Source organism: Hymenobacter sp., assembly GCF_035709525.1.
Lineage (GTDB): Bacteria > Bacteroidota > Bacteroidia > Cytophagales > Hymenobacteraceae > Hymenobacter.
The window spans coordinates 1-21,110 of sequence record NZ_DASTEP010000109.1 but is presented as its reverse complement, the minus strand read 5'-3'; the positions used below and the strand labels follow the sequence as shown (position 1 = coordinate 21,110).

General features: G+C 61.6%; 25 protein-coding genes. 10 read left to right on the top strand and 15 right to left on the bottom strand.

Features of this window, described 5'->3' with window-relative positions; translation table 11 throughout:
- Positions 1-60 precede the first annotated feature (60 nt).
- From VFO93_RS09340 to VFO93_RS09315, 6 genes are all read right to left on the bottom strand, one after another.
- A complete protein-coding gene (locus VFO93_RS09340; RefSeq protein ID WP_325134095.1) occupies positions 61-306 on the bottom strand; it encodes a hypothetical protein in 246 nt (81 codons plus the stop codon).
- 54 nt (positions 307-360) lie between these two features.
- Positions 361-1,344, bottom strand: a complete 984-nt coding sequence (rlmF, locus tag VFO93_RS09335; RefSeq protein ID WP_325134094.1) for a 23S rRNA (adenine(1618)-N(6))-methyltransferase RlmF — start codon at positions 1,342-1,344, stop codon at positions 361-363.
- Between the two features lie 135 nt (positions 1,345-1,479).
- Positions 1,480-3,330, bottom strand: a complete 1,851-nt coding sequence (locus VFO93_RS09330; RefSeq protein ID WP_325134093.1) for a discoidin domain-containing protein — start codon at positions 3,328-3,330, stop codon at positions 1,480-1,482.
- A 322-nt stretch (positions 3,331-3,652) separates the two neighbouring features.
- A complete protein-coding gene (locus VFO93_RS09325; protein ID WP_325134092.1) occupies positions 3,653-4,018 on the bottom strand; it encodes an MmcQ/YjbR family DNA-binding protein in 366 nt (121 codons plus the stop codon).
- A 12-nt stretch (positions 4,019-4,030) separates the two neighbouring features.
- Complete coding sequence (locus VFO93_RS09320) at positions 4,031-4,207, bottom strand: DUF6728 family protein (RefSeq protein ID WP_325134091.1); 177 nt, start codon at positions 4,205-4,207, stop codon at positions 4,031-4,033.
- Positions 4,208-4,387: 180 nt separating this feature from the next.
- On the bottom strand, positions 4,388-5,092 hold the full coding sequence (locus VFO93_RS09315) for a phytanoyl-CoA dioxygenase family protein (protein WP_325134090.1): 705 nt from the start codon (positions 5,090-5,092) through the stop codon (positions 4,388-4,390).
- 93 nt (positions 5,093-5,185) lie between these two features.
- Here VFO93_RS09315 and VFO93_RS09310 point away from each other — a divergent pair, with 93 nt between their 5' ends.
- Both VFO93_RS09310 and VFO93_RS09305 read left to right on the top strand, forming a co-directional pair.
- Positions 5,186-5,713 (top strand): hypothetical protein, encoded by a 528-nt coding sequence (locus VFO93_RS09310; protein WP_325134089.1) that lies wholly within the window; start codon positions 5,186-5,188, stop codon positions 5,711-5,713.
- 70 nt (positions 5,714-5,783) lie between these two features.
- Entirely contained in the window at positions 5,784-5,993 is a 210-nt protein-coding gene (locus VFO93_RS09305) for a type II toxin-antitoxin system HicB family antitoxin (RefSeq protein WP_325134088.1), read from the top strand.
- An 86-nt stretch (positions 5,994-6,079) separates the two neighbouring features.
- Here VFO93_RS09305 and VFO93_RS09300 read toward each other — a convergent pair whose 3' ends face one another.
- Together VFO93_RS09300 and ispG are read right to left on the bottom strand one after the other, a co-directional pair.
- Positions 6,080-6,490, bottom strand: coding sequence for a hypothetical protein (locus VFO93_RS09300; RefSeq protein WP_325134087.1), 411 nt, complete (start codon positions 6,488-6,490; stop codon positions 6,080-6,082).
- A 36-nt stretch (positions 6,491-6,526) separates the two neighbouring features.
- A complete protein-coding gene (gene ispG, locus VFO93_RS09295) occupies positions 6,527-8,536 on the bottom strand; it encodes a (E)-4-hydroxy-3-methylbut-2-enyl-diphosphate synthase (protein ID WP_325134086.1) in 2,010 nt (669 codons plus the stop codon).
- Positions 8,537-8,711: 175 nt separating this feature from the next.
- Between ispG and VFO93_RS09290 the strand changes: the two genes are divergently transcribed.
- On the top strand, positions 8,712-9,197 hold the full coding sequence (locus VFO93_RS09290) for a TlpA disulfide reductase family protein (protein ID WP_325134085.1): 486 nt from the start codon (positions 8,712-8,714) through the stop codon (positions 9,195-9,197).
- A gap of 93 nt (positions 9,198-9,290) precedes the next feature.
- Positions 9,291-9,911 (top strand): thioredoxin family protein, encoded by a 621-nt coding sequence (locus VFO93_RS09285; RefSeq protein WP_325134084.1) that lies wholly within the window; start codon positions 9,291-9,293, stop codon positions 9,909-9,911.
- A 117-nt stretch (positions 9,912-10,028) separates the two neighbouring features.
- On the opposite strand, the gene VFO93_RS09280 is transcribed toward VFO93_RS09285, so the two are convergent.
- From VFO93_RS09280 to VFO93_RS09270, 3 genes are all read right to left on the bottom strand, one after another.
- Entirely contained in the window at positions 10,029-11,003 is a 975-nt protein-coding gene (locus VFO93_RS09280) for an NAD(P)H-quinone oxidoreductase (protein ID WP_325134083.1), read from the bottom strand.
- A 177-nt stretch (positions 11,004-11,180) separates the two neighbouring features.
- Positions 11,181-12,071: a PAS domain-containing protein gene (locus tag VFO93_RS09275; protein WP_325134082.1), complete on the bottom strand. Its 891-nt coding sequence runs from the start codon at positions 12,069-12,071 to the stop codon at positions 11,181-11,183.
- Between the two features lie 35 nt (positions 12,072-12,106).
- Entirely contained in the window at positions 12,107-12,466 is a 360-nt protein-coding gene (locus tag VFO93_RS09270) for a hypothetical protein (protein ID WP_325134081.1), read from the bottom strand.
- 306 nt (positions 12,467-12,772) lie between these two features.
- Between VFO93_RS09270 and VFO93_RS09265 the strand changes: the two genes are divergently transcribed.
- Positions 12,773-13,291: a hypothetical protein gene (locus tag VFO93_RS09265; protein ID WP_325134080.1), complete on the top strand. Its 519-nt coding sequence runs from the start codon at positions 12,773-12,775 to the stop codon at positions 13,289-13,291.
- A gap of 152 nt (positions 13,292-13,443) precedes the next feature.
- Here VFO93_RS09265 and VFO93_RS09260 read toward each other — a convergent pair whose 3' ends face one another.
- The 3 genes from VFO93_RS09260 to VFO93_RS09250 all read right to left on the bottom strand — a co-directional run bounded on the left by VFO93_RS09260 (position 13,444) and on the right by VFO93_RS09250 (position 15,800).
- Entirely contained in the window at positions 13,444-14,379 is a 936-nt protein-coding gene (locus VFO93_RS09260; protein WP_325134079.1) for a D-2-hydroxyacid dehydrogenase, read from the bottom strand.
- A gap of 96 nt (positions 14,380-14,475) precedes the next feature.
- A complete protein-coding gene (locus VFO93_RS09255; RefSeq protein WP_325134078.1) occupies positions 14,476-14,889 on the bottom strand; it encodes a hypothetical protein in 414 nt (137 codons plus the stop codon).
- Positions 14,890-15,092: 203 nt separating this feature from the next.
- A complete protein-coding gene (locus tag VFO93_RS09250) occupies positions 15,093-15,800 on the bottom strand; it encodes a DNA repair ATPase (RefSeq protein ID WP_325134077.1) in 708 nt (235 codons plus the stop codon).
- A 221-nt stretch (positions 15,801-16,021) separates the two neighbouring features.
- On the opposite strand from VFO93_RS09250, the gene VFO93_RS09245 reads away from it, so the two are divergent.
- From VFO93_RS09245 to VFO93_RS09235, 3 genes are all read left to right on the top strand, one after another.
- Entirely contained in the window at positions 16,022-16,438 is a 417-nt protein-coding gene (locus tag VFO93_RS09245) for a 6-pyruvoyl trahydropterin synthase family protein (RefSeq protein WP_325134076.1), read from the top strand.
- Entirely contained in the window at positions 16,425-17,090 is a 666-nt protein-coding gene (gene folE, locus VFO93_RS09240) for a GTP cyclohydrolase I FolE (RefSeq protein WP_325134097.1), read from the top strand. The genes VFO93_RS09245 and folE overlap by 14 nt, the downstream gene beginning before the upstream one ends.
- Positions 17,091-17,209: 119 nt before the next feature.
- Entirely contained in the window at positions 17,210-18,118 is a 909-nt protein-coding gene (locus VFO93_RS09235; protein WP_325134075.1) for a TIGR01777 family oxidoreductase, read from the top strand.
- A 61-nt stretch (positions 18,119-18,179) separates the two neighbouring features.
- Here VFO93_RS09235 and VFO93_RS09230 read toward each other — a convergent pair whose 3' ends face one another.
- Positions 18,180-18,683, bottom strand: coding sequence for an HAD family hydrolase (locus tag VFO93_RS09230; protein WP_325134074.1), 504 nt, complete (start codon positions 18,681-18,683; stop codon positions 18,180-18,182).
- 99 nt (positions 18,684-18,782) lie between these two features.
- On the opposite strand from VFO93_RS09230, the gene hemG reads away from it, so the two are divergent.
- Together hemG and VFO93_RS09220 are read left to right on the top strand one after the other, a co-directional pair.
- Positions 18,783-20,174, top strand: a complete 1,392-nt coding sequence (gene hemG / locus VFO93_RS09225; RefSeq protein ID WP_325134073.1) for a protoporphyrinogen oxidase — start codon at positions 18,783-18,785, stop codon at positions 20,172-20,174.
- 102 nt (positions 20,175-20,276) lie between these two features.
- Positions 20,277-21,026, top strand: coding sequence for a polyprenol monophosphomannose synthase (locus VFO93_RS09220; RefSeq protein ID WP_414653567.1), 750 nt, complete (start codon positions 20,277-20,279; stop codon positions 21,024-21,026).
- Positions 21,027-21,110 lie beyond the last annotated feature (84 nt).

The window sequence follows — 21,110 nt, the reverse complement described above, 5'->3', positions numbered from 1 at the left end:
CAAGAAGCGCCCGCTGCACGTGCAGCGGGCGCTTCTTGCTTTTGGAATAAGCTTGTACTACTACTCTCTTTCAAGCTTTTCTTCGTCCTCAAGCTCTTTAAGCAACTCCTCAGCTGTCTGCAATTTTATCTTTCCTTGCTGGTGCAACTCAACTTCTCGTAACGATTCCGTGAGGTCGTCAGCAAGCCGTTGCTGTGCAATGGTGAGCGATGCCGCTTCAATTGGCTTCAGAGGCAAATTCAGCTCACTCAGTAATTGCTTAACGAAAGCAAGTTTGTCGTTGGGAATGCTGATTACAAAATCCATTTTACTTCGCTGTTTTTGAGTATACAATCACTAGCAGCCAGCCGTATCCTCACCTTAAACAGCCTTCACCCACCGCTTTTCGCGCCACGCGGCCTGCTGCTCGGGCGTGAGAAACGTCCAGGCCACGAGGCGGCTTTTTTTCTGGCCCTGGGCCATGTCGATGGTTTTTACTTCCACCGCCTCCGCCCATTGCAGCTCTTTGTAGATGCCGGGCAGCGTGTGGCTTTGCGACACGAGCGTAGTAAACCAGAAGGCGGTGGCCGGCTGCGCGTGGCTTTCTTTCACGAGCTGGCGCACAAAAGCCTCTTCGCCGCCGGGGTACCACAGCTCGCTGGCCTGCCCGCCGAAGTTGCGCACGGGCGGCGCGGGGCGGCCGGTGTTGCGGCCGCCCAGGTTGGTGGTTTTGCGGCGGGTGCCGGCTTCAGCCTCGGCCAGCGAGGCGAAGAAAGGCGGGTTGCAGATGGTGGCGTCGAACACCTCACCGCGCTTGGGAATGCCGGCCAGCATGTGGCCGGCGTCGGGCTGATGGCGGAGGTCGATGCTGCCTTTGAGAGCATCGTTGGCCCTCACGATGTTGCGCGCGACGCGCAAAGCCACGGCATCGGTTTCGGAGCCTACAAAGCGCCAGCCGTATTCCTGGCGGCCGATGAGGGGGTAGATGGCATTGGCTCCTACCCCGATGTCGAGCACCGACACGCCCTTGCCGCGCGGCACCGCGCCGCTGTTGCTGGCAGCCAGCAAGTCGGCTACGTAGTGCAGGTAGTCGGCCCGGCCGGGAATGGGCGGGCACAGGTAGCCGGCCGGAATATCCCAGTGCGCGATGCCATAAAACTGCTTCAGCAGCGCCCGATTGAGCGCCTTCACGGCCTCGGGATTGGCGAAGTCGATGCTGGCATCGCCAAACTTATTGGTGTGCACGAAGGGCGCGAGCGGCGGGCTGGCCTGGGTGAGCTGGGCAAAATCGTAGCGCTCGCGGTGCGGGTTGCGGGGGTGCAGCGGGGCTTTGCTGGCGAGCAGGTCTTTGGGCGGGGTAGGCATGGGTACGCGGGGGTTGGTAGCTCGGCGAGCCCGAAGGTAACGCCGCTACCCGGCCCGTACTTAAAACCGAATGGCTACTGCCACCGCCGCACCAGCAGCGGAGGCAGTAGCCATTCAGGCTGCCGAGCACCCCTACTAGCTGCTTTTTTGTACTCGGGCGCGGCGCAGCACGTGGCCGGCGCTTTCCACCGTCAGCACATAGCTGCCGGCCGGATACGCCTGAAGGTCAAGCGTGAGCGTGGCGGCATGCTCGCTGGTCAGCGGCTCGGCGTGCACCACCTGGCCGGTGCTATTGGTGAGGTACCAGCGGCCGGCACCTTCAATAGGCGCTTCCCAGGTTACGGTAGCACGGTCGGCGGTGGGGTTGGGGTAGATGCGGAGCGCGGCCAGGCTGGCGGCCCCGGCCTGCACGGCCACCACGGGGCTATAGGCAAATGTGCCCTCGATATCCAGTTGCTTGAGGCGGTAGTAGGCCGTGGTGCCGCGCGGCGCGGCGTCGAAGTAGCTGTAAGTGTGAGCACTTTGCGTGGTGCCCCGGCCCGCTACCGTGGCGAGCGTCGCAAAGGCCACGCCGTCGGCCGAGCGCTGCACCTCGAAGCCGGCATTGCGCTGCTCGCTGGCCGTGGCCCAGCCCAGGGCGACGCCCGCGCCCTGCGGCGCGGCTTCAAAGCTGGTGAGCACCACGGGCAGCGGCTGCGCGAGGGTGCCATTCACCTGAAACTCGTAGAGCGAGTAGCCATTGTCCGAAATGGTGGTGCCGCGCTTGGTGCCGTTCATGCGCACGTAGCGGCCGCTGGCGGGCGTCGAAAACGTGTACTCATTGAAGTGAAACGAGTTGCCGACGGTAGTAGCCACGGTGGTCCAGGTCTGGGCATCGTCCGAGACGTCGATGGTGAAATCGCCGCCGTAGGCCTTTTCCCAGACGAGGTACACCCGCGAGATGGTAGCGGTGCCGCGCAGGTCTACGTAGATGGAAGCATCGTCGCGGCCGGCCGTGCTGGCCCAGCGCGTCAGCCGGTCGTTGTCGAAGGCGTAGCTCGCGGATAGCGTGCCTTGAGTGGACGAGGCCACGGCCGGCTTGGCGCCGGCGAGGTTGGCGGCGTTGTTGGAAGCGGCAAATACCTCAAACTCATACAGCGAGTAGCCGTAGGCGGTGCCGCGGGCCGTGCCGTTCATGCGCACGTAGCGGCCGCTTTTGCCGAGGTTGGCGTATTCGTTCGAGGTCGAGGTATTGCCCGTGACGGTGGCGGCCGTCGTCCAGGTAGTGCCGTCGTTTGATACGTCCAAGGTAAAATCCTTGCCCAGCGCCGCCTCCCAGGTTAGGCGGATGCGGTCGATGGTTTGCACCGCGCCCAGGTCTACCGTGATGTACTGCGCGTCGGTGTAGGCGCTTTCCCAGCGGCTTTTGCCGTTGCCATCGAAGGCATTGGCTACGGCCTGCATGGGGCTGGCCGAGGCCGTGGCCGGCTTGCCGAACGCCAGGTTGGGGTTGGGGTCGTAGGGATAAATGGCAAATTCAAACAGCGAATAGCCGTAGCCCGTGCCGCGGGCCGTGCCCCGCATCCGCACGTAGCGGCCGCTTTTGCCGAGGCCGGTATAGTCATTGGTGGTCAAGGTATTGCCGACGACGGTCACGGCCGTGACCCAGGTACCAGTTACCACGTTGGTCCAGCTGGCATCGCTCGGGGCGGCCGTAACGGCGGAGATGTCCAGCGTAAAATCCTTGCCCAGGGCCGTTTCCCACAGCAGCCGGATGTGGTCGATGGACTGCGCCGCGCCCAGGTCCACGATGATATATTGTGCGTCGCTGGCGGCGCTTTCCCAGCGCGTGCCCGTGTCGCCATCAACTGCCCGGCTCGCGGCCTGCACCGCCGACGAGGCGAGGGCGGGCTTGCCCAGGGCCAGGTTTTGGGCGAAAACCGGGCTGGCGGCCGGCAGCAAAAGAACAAATAACCAGTGCAGAAAGAGGCGGAAGTTGCGTTGCATCAGCTAACAGAGCGAAAAGGTATAACGCCCCAAAATTATCCGCCGGCCGTAGCTAGCTACGGCTCAAAACGCCCAACCCGGTTGTTTACTGGCTCAACATTGGCAGAATCTTTGTCAATGATTTTCTGCATTTTACGCATAAAAAATTGTTTTCCGGCCGTCGTTAGCGCCTAAAAAAGGCTGCCCTCCTAGCGGAGCGCAGCCTACTTCTGCTACCGGCTACGGTAGCTCCCGAACTGATGCACAAGCAAGTGGCAAGGCGCATTCTCAAGCTGAACCCGCCTAGCCGCACGAACCTGCCACGCGCAAAGCCGCCTGGTAGCTACCGCTCTTTCGTAGCCTCGGCCAGTTCGGTGCGCACGGCCTTGGGCAGCGCGGCCACCACAAGCTGGTACGAGTGCGTAATCCACTGGCGCTGCTGGGCCAAGGTAGCGCCTGCCCCAACAAGAATGGTGTTCCAGTGCTTTTTATTCATGTGAAAGCCCGGCCGCACGTAGTCGTACTGCTCACGCAGCTCTTCGGCCAGCGCGGGGTCGCACTTTACGTTGAAGCTGGCGAACGTCTGCAAGTCGGTGAAGGCAAATATCTTACCACCCACTTTAAATACCAGCGTATCGGGGCCGAAAGGTAGCTCCTCGGTAGCGCCCGGCAAACTCAGGCAGAAATCGCGGTATTCCTCGATGTTCATACGTGGCCCGGCTTAGCGGATAAACCAGCGGTAGAGCAACACGCCCAGGCCCACCAAAAACATCGCCATGCTCAGCTTATTGATGAAGTGCATGGTGCGCAGGTTAAAATTCGATTTGCGGTTCGGGTCGGCCTTGCGGAAGAAATAACCAAAGGCGGGGCCGAAGTCGAAAAGGTTTTTACCGTTCATATAGATAAAGGCTAGTGCCGCCAAATTAACATTATGGGCGGCAGAATGATTGCGCAAATGGCGGGAAAAGCAGCTTGGACTCTGCGAGTCCGAGCGCTCGCGCAGCGAGCATCTACGATTACAGACGTTTGCTTGCGTGGATGCGAGCTGCGCGAGCGCTCGGACTCGCAGAGTCCTGAGCTACACTATCTCGCGCCGCTCGCGCCAAGCCAGCCCGCTGGGCAGCTCGGCGGCCGAAAACTCCAGGTGAATGACCCGGCGCGGCCGGCTGCTGGTGCTGCGATTGGAGGCGTGCAGCAGCGGCTTCATGAGCATGGCCCCGCCAGCGGGCACGGTGCACACGGTGGCCGAGGCGGTGCGGGCCGCGATGGTCTCGGCGGGTGCCACGCCGCCCAGGTGCGAGCCGGGCACTACCTTGAGGGCGCCGTTGGTGGCGTCGCAGTCGTCGAGGTGCAGGCGGATGGTGACGGTGTTTTCGAGCACTTCCACGGGCGGCTGCACGGCTACCCAGCCGGCCTTGGCGGTCCAGGGGCCGAAGCCGGGCAGGTCGGCGGCGCGGCGGTCCACGTTTATCATCAAATCCTGGTGCCAGGCCACCAGCCAGTTAGAGCCGGCGGGCTTGTCGAAATAAATGGCTTTGGTGAGGTGGCAGCCAGCTGGCAAAAGTTCGTGCAGCAGCCCGCGCAGGGCAGACGTGGCGAGCAGCGGCCACAGCGCGGGCACCTCGCCTAGCAGGTGGCGAATGGCAAAGACATCCTGGCTGCGCCGAAAATTGGGGCCAGCGGCGGGGGCGCTTTCGAGGCACCGCAGCAGCGCCGCTACCTCGGCGGCGGTGTATAGCGCGGGCAGCGTGGCGTGGCCGGCGGTGGCCAGTTCGAAAGTCACGGGTGCGGTCATGGGTAGCAAAGCTACGCCGGGCGCTGACGGCGGTGGCAAGGCCGGTCGCAGTATCTTCGGCACCCCTACCCCGCCGCCCCCATGGAACCCAAACGCTACCCCCGCCAGCTTTCGCGCGGGGCCAACAACGCGGCCATCGCCCTTTCCGAAACGGAAGTGGGCAAGCTGTTCAGCGACGATACCCGCTCCGACATTGGCTCGGAGGCCGAGAAAATGCGGTTTGCCAACGAGGTGAATGGGCTGGTGGTCAAATTTCTGCGCCTGGAAGCCAACGCGGCGCTGGGCACCGATATGCTGGTGATGGAGCGCCTGTACCCGCTCGATTTTCGGGCTTACGAAGTGGAAATGCGGGAAATCTGGTTTGACATATTTGCCGACGACCTGCGGGCGCTGCACCAGGCGGGCTTCGTGCACCGCGCCTTGCTGCGCCCCTCCCACCTGCCCGGCGACCGCTACGATAACATCCTGCTCACGCAGCAAGGCCTGCGCTTGATTGACGTGGGTATTTCCGTTTTGCAACGGCAGGTGGGGGAGTCGTTTTTTTGGGCCTACGTGCAGCGGGAGTTGGAGGAGTTGGCTATGTTTCGGGAGTTCTTTATCGGGCGGTGAAGCTGCCGCAGTGGCACAAGAAACAGCGGTAGCTTGTTACCTTAGCCTAAACCCGTAATTTATCCTTCTTATGAAATTTACCCTGCTCATTCGCCAAGGCAAAACCCAGTTGATTGGCCAGTTGAAAGAGATTCCCGGCGTGCTCACCCAGGGCAAAACCGTGGAGGAAGTGAAAGAAAATATTCAGGATGCCTTGGCGCTTTACCTGGAAGATATGCGCGAGGATGATTCTGAAAAGGACGACGCTATTATCGCCCGAGAAGAAGTAGAATTTGCCTAGCAGCTATGAAACGCGGCAAGTTTATCAAAAACTTATTAGCCAATTAATTACAAGCAACATTATTTATAACCTCTTTAATTCAACAGTTAATCTAACGGGTCTTCAAGCTTTTCACGAGCATCATAATCGTAATTCTGACCACATATCGTAATACGAACGGTTGTAGGAATATTCTCGTCTTGCTTTACATCGAAACCAGGCATTCGGTACTCAACAGCAAAGACATCTCCATCTTTAATTTTGACTTTACCAGACATGTTATCCATGACCCTGCTTTTTTGGTCGTACAGCGTAAAATCCCCACTGTAGATACCCCGTTTTAGCTTTCCGGTCTTACAGGCTTCTTCAACCTTAAAATTTGTATAATCAGTAAAGAACCAGTTTTCATCAACGTATTTATAACCAGAATATATTACGAAAAATATCACTGCTAGCAAAGGCAGTCCCAAGCACCCTATCCACGCAATATTATCTGCTATATCCTCACGTTTTGACATACTAGCGAATTCAAAAGTTAGCTGCTTGCATTTCGTTTACACGCCCACCGGCTCGCCTACTACTTCCTTCTCAATCCACTTCCCGTCCTCGCGCATGAGCTCGATTAGCTCGTCTACAGCGCGTTCTTCGGGCACGGCTTTCTTGATGACGTCCTGGCCGCGGTAGAGGGCGATTTTGCCTTTGCCCACGCCCACGTAGCCGTAGTCGGCGTCGGCCATTTCGCCGGGGCCGTTCACGATGCAGCCCATAATGCCGATTTTGATGCCCTTGAGGTGGTCGGTGCGCTTGCGAATCATGGCGGTGGTTTCCTGCAAGTCGAAGAGCGTGCGGCCGCAGCTGGGGCAGCTGATGTACTCGGTCTTGCTCATGCGGGTGCGGGCCGCCTGCAAGATACCGAAGCTCAGCTGGTTGAGGCCATCAATCTTGTCGAGCCACTGCGCCTGGGTGTAGTCGGCGGGCAGGCGGCTGGTGCCGAGCACGATGCCATCGCCGAGGCCATCGATGAGCAGGCCGCCGAGGTCGGTGGCCGCGTCGAGCTGGGTTTGCTCGGCCGACTGGGCGGGGTAGTCGTGGTCGAGCAGCACCGGGCAGGTGATGCCGTGGTTAATCAGCTCGAAGAAGGCGCGGCGCATTTCGGGCATGGCGTGCGCGTTGAGGCTGTGTAGCACCAGCACCACGGTGGGGTCGTGGCGCAGGCGGTCGAGCAGCCGGGCGTCGAGCGCGTCGAGGGTCAGCAGCAGGAAGTTGAGCTGCGGGTGGTTGACGAGCGACGCATTGGGGTGCTCGTCGGCCATGTAGCGGTCGGCCGTCATCAGCGGGTACTGGTCGGGGCGGCGGCCGCCATCGACCCAGGCGGGATAGTTCACGATTTCCCGCAGGCCATTGGGCAGCATGAAGGGCACGGGCCGCTCGCCGGTGTAGAGGTAGTCGGCCCCGAGGTCCGACATCTGAAACTTGTCCAGGAACGGCGAATACAAGTGCCCGGCGGCGCGCAGGTCGGCGTATTCGAGCTGCGGCAGGCGCGACAAGTCAGCCACCACGCGGGGCACGTTGAGGCCCCCAAAATTGGCTACTTCGTGGGTGTGGCGGCGGTAGTACTGAAACGGATTGATGGGCTCCTCCCCTTCCAGCGGCTTGATGGGCTGGGCCAGCGCGGCGCGGCTGGTGTAGCGGTCAATCAGCATCTTAGCCACCGGCGCCTCGTGCTCCGGCGCCTCGGTGAGGCTCACACGCACGGTGTCGCCCAGGCCATCTTCGAGCAGCGTGCCGATACCCACAGCGCTCTTGATGCGGCCATCTTCGGCTTCGCCGGCCTCGGTCACGCCCAGGTGCAGGGGGTAGGGCTGCAAGCCTTCCTCGTCGAGCTTTTGCACCAGCAGGCGGTAGGCCTGCACCATCACCTGGGTGTTGCTGGCTTTCATGCTCAGCACCACATCGTAGTAGTTTTCTTCTTCGCAGAGGCGCAAAAACTCCAGCGCCGATTCTACCATGCCGAGCGGCGTGTCGCCGTAGCGGCTCAGAATGCGGTCGCTCAGCGAGCCGTGGTTGGTGCCAATGCGCATGGCGGTGCCGTACTGCTTGCAGATTTTAACCAGCGGCCGAAACCGCTCGCGGATGCGCTCGACCTCGGCCGCGTAGCTGGCGTCGGTGTAGTTGATTTCCTCGAATTTCTTTTTGTCGGCGTAGTTGCCGGGGTTCACGCGCACTTTCTCCACGATGCGGGCGGCCAGTTCGGCGGCGTTGGGCGTGAAGTGGATGTCGGCAATGAGCGGCACGTTGCAGCCGCGCGCGCGCAGTTGCTTCTTAATTTCCAGCAGGTTCTGGGCTTCCTTCACACTGGGCGCCGTGATGCGGACGTACTCGCAGCCCGCCTCCACCATGCGCAGCGTCTGCTCGACCGAGCCGAGCGTGTCCATCGTGTCCACGGTGGTCATGCTCTGCACCCGGATGGGGTAGTCGCCGCCCAGGGGCACGCCGCCAATGTTGACAACCCGCGCCACGCGGCGCTTATACTCGGTGAGGCTGGGGCAATACTGCTTGTTCATGCTCGAAAAACTACGGCCGGAAAGCGAAAGTTGCGGCCAGCCGCAAAGGTACGGCCGGGCGCGGGGGCGCAACTTCCGGGCGGGCTTGGCTGTCTGTATTTGTGGCACCGGCTTTCGCTTGTGCCTGCGCGGTTTAGGTCGCGCCTTCGTCGCCTACTGCCTCATTTACCGCTTTATGTTACGTTTTCGCTACTTCCTGGCCAGTGCCGCGCTGCTGCTGGCCGCGCCCAGCTTCGCGCAGCGCGTGGCCGTGCTCAAATTTCCCGAGCTGCAACAGCGCCTCGCCCGCCCCGGCGACACTACTTACGTGGTCAATTTCTGGGCTACCTGGTGCGGCCCCTGCGTGCAGGAGCTGCCCGCTTTTGAGCGAGTGCGCGCCGCCCAGGCCGGTAAGAAAGTGAAGTTCGTGCTCGTCAGCCTCGACTACCGCTCGCAGCTAGACAAGAAGGTGAAGCCCTTCGTGCAGAAGCGGGGCCTCAAGTCAGAAGTGCTGCTCCTCGACGAAACCGACCCCAACACCTGGCTGCAAAAGGTGGATAAAAAATGGTCGGGCTCGATTCCGTTTACCCTGATTTATAACAACCAAGCCCGGAAACGGGCTACTTTTGAGCAGCCGCTCACGGCGGCAGAACTGACAGCTGAGTTGCGTAAGTTTTTGTAACACCAAGCTCCAGCTTGGTGACTCGGCCGGGCACGGCTACGCCGCCTTTTCATCGCCTCACCAAGCTGGAGCTTGGTGTTATATTTCCTACTTATGAAAAAAATCCTCCCGCTACTCGCTTTGTGCGCGCTTGTCCTCAGCAGCTTCGTGCTGCGCCCCGCCGCCGAAGGCTACAAAGTCGGCGACAAAGCCGCTGATTTCAAGCTCAAAAACGTGGATGGCAAGCTCGTGTCGCTGGCCGACAATAAGTCCGCCAAGGGTTATATCGTGGTTTTTACCTGCAATACCTGCCCCTTCGCCCAGGCCTACGAAGACCGCATCATCGCCCTCGATAAGAAATACGCCCCGCTGGGCTACCCCGTGGTGGCCATCAACCCCAACGACGCGGCCAGCGTGCCCGGCGACTCCTACGCCGCTATGCAGCGCCGCGCCAAAGAGCATGGCTACACCTTCCCCTATTTGCAGGACGAAACGCAGCAGGTGGCCCGCACCTTCGGCGCTACCCGCACGCCGCACCTCTACGTGCTCAAGCGCCAGGGCGCGGATTTCGTGGTGGCCTATGTCGGGGCGATTGACGACAACTCCGAAGACGTCAAGCTGGTGAAAACCAAATATCTAGACAACGCCATGACTGATATCATGGCCGGCAAGTCCGCCGCTACCAGCACCACGCAGGCCATTGGCTGCGGCATAAAGTGGAAGAAAAAGGCGTAGGCTGACTGCGCTTTTTTAGTCATGCTGAACGCAGTGAAGCATCTCTACCGCACCATTGTTGGCTATTCAACGGTGCGGTAGAGATGCTTCACTGCGTTCAGCATGACGGTTAGTTACTTATTTAGCAACCGTCAGCACGATTTTGCCGATGTGGGCGCTACTCTCCATACGCTGGTGGGCGGCGGCCGCCTCGGCCAGCGGGAAAGTGCGGTCGATAATCGGGCGAAATTTCCCGGCCGCGATGAGCGGCCACACATGCTTTTCGACCGCGGCGGCCAGGGCGGCCTTGAACTCGGCCGAGCGCGGGCGCAGGGTGCTGCCCGTGATGGTGAGGCGGCGGCTCATTACCTCCAGCGCGTTGAGCTCGGCTTTCGCGCCTTGCATGGCGTTGATGAACACCAGGCGGCCATCGTCGCGTAGCAGGCGCAGGTTTTTGGGCACGTAGTCGCCGCCTATCATGTCCAGAATTACGTCGATGCCGGCTTCTTTCAGCACTTGCTCGAAGTCGTCGGTTTTGTAATTGATGGCCCACTCGGCGCCCAACTCGCGACAGGCCTGGCACTTGGCCTCGTCGCCGGCCGTGATGGCTACCCGGCTGCCCAGCGCCCGCGCCAGCTGAATGGCCGTGGTGCCGATGCCGCTGCTACCGCCGTGCACCAGCAGCGTCTCGCCGGGCTGCAAGCAGCCGCGCTGAAACACGTTGTGCCACACCGTAAACACGGTTTCGGGCAGCGCGGCGGCTTCCGTCATGCTGAGGCCGGCGGGCACGGGCAGGCAGTGGTGGGCATCGACTACGGCGTAGTCGGCGTAGCCGCCCGCCGCCAGCAGGGCGCACACGGCATCGCCGGGCCGCCAGCGCGGGGCATCGGGGCCGCACGCTTCGACGGTGCCGGCGATTTCGAGGCCGGGCACCGAGCCGGTTACGTCGCCGCTGCCGGCGTATTTGCCTTGGCGCATCAGCACGTCGGGGCGGTTGACGCCGGCGGCGTGCACGCGAATGAGTACCTGGCCAGCGGCGGGCGTGGGGCGTGGGGCTTCTTGCAAATGCAGCACGTCGGGGCCGCCGGGCTTTTCAATGATAATAGCGTTCATGGGGGCTTAAACGCTAAAAAAGCGGGGCCGGCTGCTTGCGCGGCCGGCCCCATCTTGTATGTACCGTAAGCTTTAGCTTGCGAACGAGCGCAGCGAGTAGGACGTAAGCGAACGTTGGCAGGCGCGGCTGCTCGCTGCGCTCGCTCGCAAGCTAAAGCTTACGGTACACTGAATAGCTTACGCTGCCCCGAGCTGCTTGCGGAGCTTTTGCACCTCGTGCTCCAGCTCCAAGTTGCGGAAGGTCACTTTGGCCTCCAGGTCGGCGTAGGAGTTTTGCAGCTGCTCTTGCAGCTCACGCATCTTGGTTACGTCGGTGTTGGTGCCCAGCCAGCGCAGTAGCTGGCCGTGCTCGTCGCGAATGGGCACGGCGCGAGTCAAAAACCAGCGGTACTCGCCATCGTGCCGCTTCAGCGGAAACGTCAGCTCCCAGGGCTCGCCTTTAGCCCAGGCAGCACGCACAAACTCAACTACCTGGCTGGCGTGCTTGGGGTGGTGCACTTTCTGCCAGCCCCAGCCAGCCATTTCCTCTGGCGTGGTGCCCGTGAAGTCGTACCAGCGCTTGTTATACCAATAAATATTGCCATCGGGCCGGGCCATCCACGAAAGCTGGGCCACGTTGTCGGCCAGGGTTGTAAACTCCGACTCGCGCTCAGCCAGGGCTTCGGCGGCCAGCTTCTGGTCGTGAATGTCGGTGCAGGTACCAAACCAGGTGGCAATACTACCAGACTCGTCGCACCGGGGGCTAGCCTGGCCCAAAAACCAGCGGTAGTCGCCGGCTTTGGATTTGAAGCGGTATTCAATTTCGTAGTTATCGCCGGTGGCCAGCGAGTGGCCCCACACCTGGCGGGCGCGGGCGCGGTCGTCGGGGTGCAGCAGGTTATTCCACATGTCGGGCCCCACGCTGTCGGCCAGCGCGTAGCCCGTGTAGTCAATCCAGCGCTGGTTGAAGTACAAGTGGTCGCCCGTAGGGTCGGTTATCCAAACCAACTGCGGAATGAAATCGGCCAGAAATTGAAACTCGCTTTCAATAAGCGTAGGAAGGCTGGAGGTAGCAGCAGAATCGGCCACAGCAAGCAAGGCGTAAGGGGTAGTTACTAAATAGGTTACGGGCGGTCGAGCTGCATTTCCAGCCCCGAGCTGAAGTAGAGGTTTAGCTGGGCGCGCGCGCCGTCGGTGGTGCGGCGCAGGCGCGTTACCAGCGCGCGCAGGTCCTCGCTGGGCAGCGTCAGGCTGAGGTAAGGGCGGTTGAGCAGCTCGTCGCGCTGCACGGCCCAGCTGCCGGTTTCGTGCTGGTCGGGGGCCTGTAGCTCCAGCTGCTGCCCCCCCAGCAGCAGGTTGGTCGCCTGCGCGAGCGCGCTGGCCGGGTCGGCCCGGTTGAGTACGCGGTGGGCCACCCGCCAGGCCCCGGCGAGGTAGTCGTCGGGCACCTTTTGTAAATTAACGTCGAGTAGCAAATCAGACATAAGCAAAACCGGCGGATGCGACCGGTTAGATAAAACGCGTAACGGGAATACCTTAAACAAGTTGGCTAAACTGCCTCCCGAAAGTGTCCCTAGCTAACCTAACGCGCCGGCGTATAGTTCGGCTTTTTGCGTGCGCCGCACGCACCAGCAGACAATCTTCCCTGCCTGAAGGTTTAAGTGCAACCTTTCGCCCAGCTTTCCGCATGCCCACAACGGGCGCCGCCGCACCAGTCTATTTGGGCGCGCCGTATACACCTTTGCTGTCGCCAGCGCCGCTGTGCACGGGCTGGCTACTTTGTCTTTACTATGAAGTATTTTTCTTTTCCGACCGAGCTGCCGGGCCAGGTGGCCAGCGCCGCCCGGCAGGCCGGCCAGCGAGCCGGCCGCACCGGCCGGCTGTTTCGCCAGCTCGTGCAGCGGGCCCTCGACTCGGTGCAGGAGGTGCTGCGGGCCGAAGTGCAGAATGGCCACGCCCGCCTGGTGGTTGATTTTTTGACCGATAAAGCCCTGCCCGCCGCCCGCGTGCTGCTGCTCGAGCGCATGACCGCCAGCCTCCTGCTACGCCTGGGTTTGCGGGGCGCTTTTATGAGCAACGTGGTAGGCTGGGTGCTGCCTTTTGTGCTCGAAAAGCTTTTTCAGGTGGCCCGCAGCAGTGGCCTGCTGGCTAAAATAGAGGCCAACCCCACGGTGGCCGATACCCTGGCGCGCCTTGAGGAGCTGCGCCACGCCACGGCACGCCTCATCTTCCCCGACGGCGACACCGGGGCCGTGGTGCTGACGGACGAGGAAGCCAATGAGCTGCTTAGCAAGCAATCTGAGACATGAAATGCTAAAAGCTAATTATTTAACAGGTCATGCAGAGCGCAGCGAAGCATCTCGCGTGCTGCACTATTCTCAAAACGTCAAGGATTACTGCGCCACGCGAGATGCTTCGCTGCGCTCTGCATGACAAAACGTTGTTATCCCACCCAGTTCATTTAATACCCTTCGGCCAGCTGCACTGGGTTTTCCAGCGGCTGGCCAGTGCGCAGGCGCATCAGGTTACGAATAAACTGGTCGATTTTGCCCTCGGCCTCGCGGGGCTGGCCGCCGCCGGTGTGCTGGGTCAGCAGCACGTTGGGCAAAACCCAGAGCGGGTGGCCGGCCGGAATGGGCTCAGTAGCCGTGACGTCGAGCACGGCCCCGCCGAGGCGGCCGGCCTGCAAGGCCGCGACGAGGGCGGGCTCGTCGGTGGTGTTGCCGCGGCCCACGCTGGCGTAGATGGCATCGGGGCGCAGGGCAGCCACCAGCTCGGCCGAGAAAAACCCGTCGGCGCTACCAGGCAGGCAGTTCACTACCACGTCGGTTTCGGGCAGGGCGGCGGCTAGCTCTTTCTGGGTGTGTAGCTGCGCCTGCGGGTCGCGGCGGGCCAAAAATTGCACCGCGCAGCCAAAGCCGCTGAGCTGCTCGCGCACGGCCTGCCCGATGGTGCCCGCCCCGAGTATCACCACGCGCTTGTCGCGCAGCAAACCCTGGCGGCCGCGCACTTCGGCCCCTACCCACTGCTGCTTGGCCTGCAAAAGCACCAGCTCGGGCAGGCGGCGGTAGAGGGCCAGCAGGCCGGCCACCATCGTTTCGGCGCAGGCCCAGGCAAAAAAATCGCCCATATTAGCTACCGGCACGGCCAGTTGCACGCCCTTGTAGCGGTCGAAGCCCGCCGAGTCTATCTGCCAGAATTTCAGCGCCGGCAGCGGCCCGGCCGTGAGCCACGCGGGCGGCGGGTTGCCTAAGACAATTTCAGCCGATTGCAATGCCGCCCGCGCCTCGTCGGTGGGCAGGTCGGCGTTAAAAGTCACGTCTGCCTCGACGGGTAGTTGCTGGTGCAGGTAGGCCCGCGCCGCTTCGTTAAGCGCGGTATACACAAAGATTTTCATAAGCACGGACAATAGCTAGGCCGGAATCCTTTTCAACAAAACAGGCACCCGCGAACTACTCACGGATGCCTGTTTATCAATCACTAAACTACTATTTTAGCTCTGGCGGTCAATGCCTTTGCTATCGTTCTTGAGGTCTTCCTCGGGCGAGGTGCTGCCACCTTGCAGCTGGCCGGCGGCGGCTAGCAGGGCGGCGCTCAGCTTCTCGACGTGCGCCACGGTATTGCCGGTGGCAAACCCGGCCACGCGGGCCGTTTCGGTGCCCAGGTGGTGCAGCAGGCGGCCGGTTTGGTCGCCATCGTAAGTGCCGCTGTTCAGCAGAGCTTTCAGGGCTTGCAGGTCGGTTACCAGCTTGTGAAACTCGGGGTTGTGGGCGGCTTTCAGGTCTTCAATCCAGCGCTGTAGGTTATTGTCAATGCCCGCTTTGCTGGCTTCGTCTTGCAGGTCGCCGGTGAGGAGTTTTACGGCGCTTTCCAGGTGCACCTGGTGCTGCGTTTCGGTCTTTTCCATGGGGTCAGGGAGTGTTTTGGGGAGGGAGTACTCCGTTGCCCAAACGGAAAGCAGCCGCCGAGGTTGGCCGCCGCGCCCCTACCCCACTAAAAATGCCTCCCCTAAATGGGGAGGCATTGCATTACTAATCAAGCACAAATCGAAAGGTTAAACGCTAGTAATAAGTCGATAATGATAAACTAAAAACGGGCTGAAGGCGGCGGTTATTCTATTTTGCTCATGCGCTCCTTCACGGCCTCCAGGGCCACGCGCATGTTCACGATATCGGCGCGGGCAGCTTCCTGCTCTTTCAGGTTGGTGTCGATAGAGTTATTGTACTGCTGCAATTCGGCGGCGTTGGCGGCCAGCATTTGCTGGATTTCGAGCTTGCGGGCCTTGTTCTTTTCGATGTCCTTCTTGATGGTGTTGGCCTTCTCAATCACCGACATATTGTTGTTTTGCGACTGCACCAGCGCCTTTTCGGCGTCGGCAATCTGGGCCATCAAATCTTCGCGGTACATCGAGCGGGCAAAGTCCTTGAGGTACTTTTCGGCGGCGCGCCACTGGCTCGGCGTCGATTCGCGGCCCAGGTAAGCGTTGCCCAGGTCGATGCTCCACCACACGCCCGTGCCGGTGGGCAGCGCGTCGACGCGGCTGATAACGCGGATGGGCGTGGCCGAAATTTCGGGGATAATCACGCCGTCCATCGTCACAACGCCTTTGTTATTTTTCACCTTGCCCGGAAACTGCTCGCTCAATTGCTTCACCCACGAGGTTTCCACGCGCTTGTTGTCGAGCTGAATGCTCACCTGCTGCCCTTTGCGCGGAATGTTACCCACCGATTTATCGGCTTCCTCTACCGGCGAGCGCTGGGCCGAAACCCGCAGCCCTGCCAGCACCAGCAGCAGGACCAATAGTATTTTTTTGTTCATAACGACTAAAAGAAAGATGCTTGCTGAATAAGATAAAACGAAGTTTGATAACCGTCATTCCTTACGAATGGCCAAATTTAAGCAGCGTATTCTGTATAAAAACAAGAAACTTGCATTTTTTTTAGTAAATCCGATTTTTTATAATTTAAGTACTATTCTCAGGGCTTTTACGCAACCAAAAACCCGGCAACAAAAGCCCGCCGCCGTAGTTTAAGCTACCTATGTCTGAGCTGACCATTTGCCGCGCCGAGCACTTCAACGCCGCCCACCGCCTGCACAACCCGGCCTGGGATGAGGCCCGCAACCAGCAGGTTTTTGGCAAGTGCAACAACCCTAACTACCACGGCCACAACTACAACCTGGAGGTGCGCCTCACCGGCCCCATCGACCCCGAAACGGGCTACGTCTACGACCTCAAGGCGCTGGGCACCCTCATCAAGCGGGAGGTGCTCAACCGCTTCGACCACAAGAATCTGAACCTAGACACGGAGGAGTTCCGCGTCCTCAACCCGACGGCCGAAAACATCGCCGTCGTTATCTGGAACCGGCTGCGCCCCGCCCTGCCGGCTTCGCTGAAGCTCGCGGTCACGCTCCACGAGACCGACCGTAATTTTGTAGAATATGATGGAGGAGCCTAACCCCGCGGCCAACGCCGACCACCCCGACGCCCACTTGCCGCCCGGCCTGCGCACGCCCCTGCGCCCCGATGCCTTTGCCCGCCCCGATGCCGATAAGATTGAGGCCATCACCGGCCATTTCCGGGCCATTATGGACGAGCTGGGCCTCGACCTCACCGACGACAGCCTGGCTGGCACGCCGCGCCGCGTGGCCAAAATGTTTGTGCAAGAGTGGTTTAACGGCCTCAACCCCGCCCACCGCCCCGAGGTGCGCCTATTTGAGAACCGCTACGAGTACCAGCAGCTGCTGGTGGAGCGCGACATCACGGTGTTTTCGTGCTGCGAGCACCATTTCGTGCCCATTATCGGCAAGGCGCACGTAGCCTACCTACCTGGCAAGCACGTAGTTGGCCTCAGCAAGCTCAATCGCGTGGTGCAGTACTACGCCCGCCGCCCGCAGGTGCAGGAGCGCCTCACGCGCCAGATAGCCGAACACCTGCGCCACAGCCTGGGCACGCCCGACGTGGCCGTGCTCATCGAGGCCGACCACCTCTGCGTGATGAGCCGCGGCGTAAATGACACGAGTAGTTCCACGCTCACCAGCGAGTACGGCGGCAAGTTTCTGGAAGACGCGCAGCTGCGCAATGAGTTTTTGCGGCAGATAGGGAAGTAGCGTTGTGAGCTGTTAGCCACTGGCTGTTAGCTGGTAGCTTTTCCCGCCGCATGTGTTTATTGCACCATTATCTCAGCAGCTAACAGCCAACAGCTAGTAGCTAACAGCTCAATTAATCTATGAGAATCCTCATCACTGGCGGCACGGGCATGATAGGCCAGCGGCTGGCCGAGCTACTGATTGACGGTGGTCACGACGTGGCCCTGCTCACCCGCGACCCAGCCAAGAGCAGCCATTTCCGGCTTTTCGGCTGGGACCCGGCGGCGGGCACCATCGACCCCGCCGCCCTGCCCTACGCCGACTGCATCGTGAACCTTGCGGGCAGCAACGTAGCCGAGGGCAAGTGGACGACCGCCCGCAAGCAGGAGATTCTGCGCAGCCGCCTCGATGGCCTGGAGCTGCTTCAGCGCGAGCTGGCTAAGGGCGGCCACCACGTGCACACGCTGCTATCGGCCTCGGCCATTGGCATCTACGGCGACCGGGGCGATGAGCTGCTGCACGAAAACTCGCCCACCGCCGCGCCCGGCGACGACTTTCTGGCCGACGTGGTGTTGCAATGGGAAGCCGCCGCCCGCGCCATCGAAGCGCCCGGCTTGCGGGTGGTGCTGCCGCGCATCGGCATCGTACTCAGCCCCGAGGGCGGCGCGCTGGTACCCATCGCCAAAACCGTGCGCATCGGGGTGGGCGCGCCGCTGGGCTCGGGCCGGCAGTACATGAGCTGGGTGCACCTCGACGACCTGTGCCGCCTGCTGGTGCAGATGCTGCGCGACGAGCTCTGGCAGGGCGTCTACAACGCCGTGGCCCCGCACCCCGCTACCAACCAGGAGTTTACCGAAACCCTGGCCCAGGTGATGCACAAGCCGCTGGTGCTGCCCAAAGTACCCGCCTTCGGCCTCAAGCTGGCGATGGGCGAGATGAGCGAAATCGTGCTGGGCTCGCAGCGCGTGAGCGCCGACAAGGTGCTCAGCCAGGGCTTTCAATTTGAGTTTGCCACGCTGCGCGCGGCGCTGGAATCGTTTTATGAGTAGCGCGGATATTTATTCCGCGAGTAAAAGAGCCTATTCATTCGCGCACTAAAAGTCCGCGCTACTACCCCAAAATCACCTCCGTAGCCGCCGCCAAATCCGCCACGCGGGGCTCATAAACTACCGATTCGCTGTGCCCCACCAGGATGCCCCGCACGCCTACCCGCGCCCCGGCCTCTAGGTCGCGGGCGCGGTCGCCTACTATCCAGCTTTGGGCGGGGTCGAGGTTGAAGCGGCCAATGGCTTTTTCGAGCATTCCCGAATCGGGCTTGCGGAAGATGGACTCGCTCACGGAGGGGTGATTTTCAGCAAAATAGAGCGCGTCGATGACGTGGCCGCAGGCTTGCTGCAAGATGCTGTGGCACTCCTCCACCGCCGCGCGGGTGTAGAGGCCCTTGGCGATGCCCGCTTGGTTGGTAACTACCACGAGGTAGTAGCCGGCGGCCTTGAGGCGGCGCAGGCTTTCGGGCACGCCGGGCACGATATGGAAGCGCTCGGGCGTCCAGACGTAGTCGCCCATTTCTTCGTTGAGGACGCCGTCGCGGTCCAGAAATACGGCTTTATTCATAATCTTTAGCTGCTGGCTGAGAGCTATTGGCGGTTAGCTTTCTGCTTATAAAAAAACAAAGCTATCAGCTAACGGCTATTAGCTAACAGCCCAAAATCTATGCGTATTGCCATCATCGGCGGCGGCCTCACCGGCCTCACGCTGGCCTACTACCTCCAAAAAGCGGGCGTGGCCTACGACCTCTTCGAGGCCAGCGCGCGGCCCGGCGGCAACCTGCTATCGCCCCGCGAAGCCGCCGGCTACCAGCTCGAAGCTGGGCCTAACTCTTTGTTGCTTAGCCCCGAGCTGGAAGAATTACTAACCGAGCTGGGCTTGCAGGACGCCATACAGGAGGCGGCCCCGGTGAGCCAGCACCGCTACGTGCTGCGCCACGGGCAGTACCAGGCTCTGCCCGCTTCGCCGCCCAAGCTGCTGGCCAGCCCGTTTTTTAGCTTCAAAACCAAATTCAATTTGCTGCGCGAGCTGCTGCGCCGCCCCGCGCCGCCCGTGCCGGGCGAAACGGTAGCGGCCTTTTTCGAGCGGCATTTCGGGCCGGAGGTAGTCGAGTACGCCGTCAATCCATTCGTGGCGGGCATCTACGCCGGCGACCCGCGCAAGCTGCTGCTCTCGCTCACCTTCCCGCAGCTGGCGGCGCTGGAGCAGCAGTATGGCTCGGTGCTGCGGGGCTTCGCGGCTTCGCAAAAAGGCAAAACCGGCCAGCGGCGGCGCACCATCACGCTGCGCGGCGGCGTGCAAACGCTGACCGAAGCGCTGGCCGCCCGCCTCACCAGCTACCGCCCCGGCCAGGCCGTAGTTGCAATTGACAATGAGCAAGTAGCAATGAGCAATGAGCTGGCAGCTCCTGCTTACCGGCTCAGTTTTGCCTCTACCCAACTTACCTCCTCACCTCCTCACCCCCTCACCCACTACTCTCACCTGGCGCTGGCGGTGCCGGCCTACGCGGCGGCCGAGCTGCTGCGCCCGCTGCACCCAGCCGCCGCCGAGGCGCTGGCTGCCGTGCGCTACCCGCCCATGACGCTGGTGTACTCGGCCTACGACCGGGCGCAGGTGGCGCACGAGCTGGCGGGCTTTGGGGCGCTGAACCCCAAAGTGGAAGGCACCTACTCGGCCGGCTCTATCTGGACCAGCTCGCTGTTTCCCGACCGCGTGCCGGCCGGGCAGGTGCTGTTTACCAGCTTCGTGGGCGGGGCGCAGTTTGCGCGGCAGGCGCAGGAGCCCGAGGCCGCGCAGCTGGCCGCCGTGCATGAGGAACTGGGCCGGCTCTACGGCATCGCGGGCGCGCCGCGCTGGCAGGGGCGCTACTACTGGCCGCGCAGCATCCCGCAGTTCGACCAGCACCTGGCGGCGGCGCGGGCGGCCGTGGCCCCGCTGGCCGCCCAGGGCATCGTGGCGGTGGCCAACTGGCAGGCCGGCGTGAGCGTGCCCGACTGCGTGAAGCACGCCCGCAAGGTGAGCGGCGAATTGGCCAGCGGTGAACTAGTGAGGTGGTAAGGCAGCGCAACGGCGGCCCGTTGCCGTTGTCTTTCCGCTGATGATGCCCTTGTTTCACTATTTCACTACCTCACCATTTCACCGCCCCTATCTTTGTCCCCGATGAGTACACTGGCCGCCGGACTGGTCTTGATTCCGACGTACAACGAGCGGGAAAACGTTGAGCTGATAATTCGGGCGGTGATGGGGCTGCCCAAGGATTTTCACGTGCTGATTATCGACGACGGCTCGCCAGACGGCACCGGGGCCATCGTGCGCGGGCTGCTGGCCGAGTTTGCGGGCCGCCTTTTTCTGGAAGAGCGCGCCGGCAAGCAGGGACTGGGCACGGCTTATATTTTCGGCTTTCGGTGGGCACTGGCGCGGGGCTACGACTTTGTGTTTGAGATGGATGCCGACTTCTCGCACAACCCGCACGACCTGCTGCGCCTGCACGAAGCCTGCGCCGTGCAGGGCTACGACCTGGCCATCGGCTCGCGCTACAGCGACGGCGTAAACGTGGTAAACTGGCCCATGAGCCGGGTGCTGATGTCGTACTTCGCTTCGCGCTACGTGCGCGCCATCACGGGTATGCCCATCCACGACGCCACGGCGGGCTTCAAGTGCTACGCGGCCCGCGTGCTGCGCGCCATCGACCTCACCAAGATTCACTTCGTGGGCTACGCCTTCCAGATTGAGATGAAGTGGCTGACCTATAAGCTCGGCTTTCGCATCAAGGAAGTGCCCATCATCTTCACCGACCGCACCCGCGGGCAGTCCAAAATGTCGTCGGGCATCTTCAAGGAAGCCCTGTTCGGCGTGGTGCAAATGAAGCTTAGTAGCTGGGTGCATCCGCCCAAGCGGGTAGTGGGGTGAGTGGGCTTTTGGATGAGTGGATGAGTGGAGGAGTGGGCGTCCGTCATGCTGAGCGCAGCGAAGCATCTCTATCGCACCGGTGCA